Here is a 3,024-nt window from a genome sequence, read left to right as displayed (position 1 = left end):
GTTAACTATCCACATACTAACACAATAATAGTTAAAAATATACAAAGAATTTTTTTCCAAAAAAAGATATTGACGGATATAAGGTGGTAATGCTTTAATGGAAATTGAGTATGGATATATCTGGAACATGAGTTCATTTTTAGGTTGTTAGAATTTTTTAGGGTTTAGGCTGGCCAGCTTAACTATAAAAAACATGTGGAGGTATTATCTTTTGAAAAAGATCTATCTGATTGTTTTGACATTTGTAGTGATGCTATGTTCAGCAATACCAGCCATTGCAAAGCAAACTTCTCCAGATCTGACTGAGAATACTTTTAAGACAAAGAATGATTATTTCAGGGAAATAAAGAAAGATGGGTTATCAGATATTGATGCCGAACATTTTGCTGATCTTGAGTTATCGATTCAAAAATGGAAGCGCGAAAACAAGGTATTTGATTTAGACAATGTGGAACCTCTGTCCGATGAATTTGTTCGTGCAAATCCTGATTTGTTTCGGAAGAAAGTTGTGGACGGAGATCCAGCAGCAATTAAGAAACTACTCCTTACTAAAGCAAATCTCTATGGAGTGAAGGATGTTCAAGAGTACATTGAAAAAAATGGCCCTTCAAAAGTAATCAAAATAGAGTATCCTGATGGTAGTTCGGTTACAGCATCGATGGATACTTACCAGCAAGAAAATACATCTAATTTAGATCTTACAACTAATACATATGTTGGAGGACCTTGGAATAAAGATTATAGGTATGGTTCAAATTATGATCCGCTATTTAGTCCAGGAGGATGGGGGTCATGGTTTGAATATCAAATAAATGGACCTGGAGGATTCTACATAAAGCTAAAAGAAACCCTGAATTTTGATGTTCTGACTCCTTGTACTCCCAGTGCACCATTAAGTTGTCGATCCGTCACCACTTCTAGTTATGGCGCTGCATCTTCCTGGGGTGTTGCAACGGTAGATAATGAGAATAATGTGATTTCTCAAAATGATACTAATAACGGTGGTTACCTTCAGGGCTATCATGATGTTAGATTTAAAGCCAGTATTGCATGGACAATCGGTGCATTTATTAATGAGAGTATTAGTTTGAATGAAGTGTGGCATCAGTATTCAGTTATTGAAGTAACGGGAGCTGGGGCAATAACTTTTTGGCAAGCATATTACAAGTAATTTAGAATAATCAAAAACTACCAAGTGAATTTGCTTGGTAGTTTTATCATTAAATTTGGAGACTCGAAAATAAAAGATGACGGTATTGTTTAATGAGAAAAGTAATTATCCTATCAAATATTATTACTATTAAACTTTTTTTGATCAGTTTGTTATTCAATATAGTTATTTATAGCTCGTACGTCACCTACAGTTATACAGAATGCACTCATAATAAAATTATAGATGAGATTGGACTAAAGGGGTTAAAGATAAAACTTCAAAAAGAGAGATTGCAAGAATTAAAAATTGGAGTAATAGATATCTTTAATTCGAGTACGAATCATGGAGATGTGATACAAGAGTTATACAATGGAAATGAATCGTGTCCAGGGTTAATACCGGAAACTTCCAATATTATTTTCTATGCCATGGAAGAACTTTCAACTGATCAACTTATCAAGAATATTGAGGTAGCAATACAAGATAAGGTCAATATATTAAGTATTTCACTAGGTACGTATAATGAAAATCAATATCTAAGATCTGTAATTGAAAAGGCAATTTCAAACGGAATTATTGTAGTGGCTTCGGCTGGAAATGTTAGAACACAAAATATGAATTACCCTGCATCGTATCCTGGTGTAATATCTGTTGGATCAATAGATAATGATTTAAATATTATTAATGAATTTACTTACAATACAAGAATCAATATATTTGCCCCAGGGAAAGAAATTGAAATAAGTGGTGAGAAATATTCTGGCACCTCTGTCTCAGTACCATATGTGACCTCTTTAGTTTTTCTCCTTATGGCAAGTAATGATGAGGAAATTAATAAGGACATAATTAATAAATTAAGAGAAAATTCCAGAATCATCAATGGAAAATGGAACGGTCAACAAGTTACAATTCAACTTATGAACTATAAAATGTTATTGGAGGAGAATAAAATGAGTAAAAAAAGAATTTACATTTCTGTATTTTTTATTGCCCTGGCATTAATAGTAGCAGTTATATCTCAGATGATATTTTTCAGTAAGGACAGTTTATCTGAAACAGAAATTCCTTTTAAAGCACTGATAGAACAAACATTAAATGATAATCAAGGAATACAAGAGACTGCAGTAATTATTAATAAGCAACTATTTGATGAGGGGGTAATTTTTCAATTTTCCTTCACAGACAAAAAAAATGCTTTCTTCGAAGGTGTTGCTTATACATATAAAAAAGGAGATAGATGGGTATTAGAGCAAATTAATACATCAAAAAATGATGACGGAAATAAACTAACTACTAGAACTTCAACAGTCACTATGATTGGTAATGGATATGTTGGACAAAAGTACTATATTGTTTCGGGAATAGTTTCAGATAGCACAATAACAGAAATAAGACTAACATTTAATGATGGTGAAAAAACTATTCTAAAATTAAATGAGAATCAAAAGACATTCTTCACAACAAAACTTGGAACAACTTCAGGCTTGAGTAAAATAGAATGCTTTGATAAGAACGGAAATGCAGTTGTTATTTAGTAAGTCCTCTGACTTTTTGAACTGAATCTATTAGTATGAATGGTTATTTATGCATTTTTAGGGTTTTTATGGAGTTTTTTGGATTTAATACATGAGTTGTTGGAGCGAAGACGGAAAATATGACCATCATCTGTAGAGTAAAACTCCGTCCAGAATTGGCGTGTGTAGACCAAACTCAACTTATTCTATTGATTCAACATAAACATCAATACTGCCGGTAGGTATTACTTTAGCCATGGGATATCGTCAAATAAATATGGCCATAGAGGCAATAATAGGCTGGAAATTTTACTATCATCTCACATTCCGCACCCTGGGCACGCGGTAGCGAATGAG

The 3,024-nt window shown here is 32.9% G+C and carries 2 protein-coding genes; both read left to right on the top strand.

Annotation, left to right across the window (positions count from 1 at the left end):
* Positions 1-211 precede the first annotated feature (211 nt).
* Positions 212-1,171: a hypothetical protein gene (locus PKO02S_RS31735; RefSeq protein ID WP_127589256.1), complete on the top strand. Its 960-nt coding sequence runs from the start codon at positions 212-214 to the stop codon at positions 1,169-1,171.
* Between the two features lie 92 nt (positions 1,172-1,263).
* Positions 1,264-2,688 carry a S8 family serine peptidase gene (locus PKO02S_RS31730; protein WP_127589254.1) on the top strand — a complete coding sequence of 475 codons (1,425 nt, stop codon included), beginning with the start codon at positions 1,264-1,266 and terminating at the stop codon, positions 2,686-2,688.
* Positions 2,689-3,024 lie beyond the last annotated feature (336 nt).

It is taken from the genome of Paenibacillus koleovorans NBRC 103111 (assembly GCF_004000845.1).
GTDB lineage: Bacteria > Bacillota > Bacilli > Paenibacillales > NBRC-103111 > Paenibacillus_AA > Paenibacillus_AA koleovorans.
The sequence above is the reverse complement of the archived record's forward strand: the minus strand, read 5'-3'. Positions and strand labels throughout refer to the sequence as shown.

Coding starts and splice junctions, on each gene's coding strand:
- PKO02S_RS31730 (WP_127589254.1), top strand. CDS start 1,264: ATGAGAAAAGTAATTATCCTATCAAATATTATTACTATTAAACTTTTT.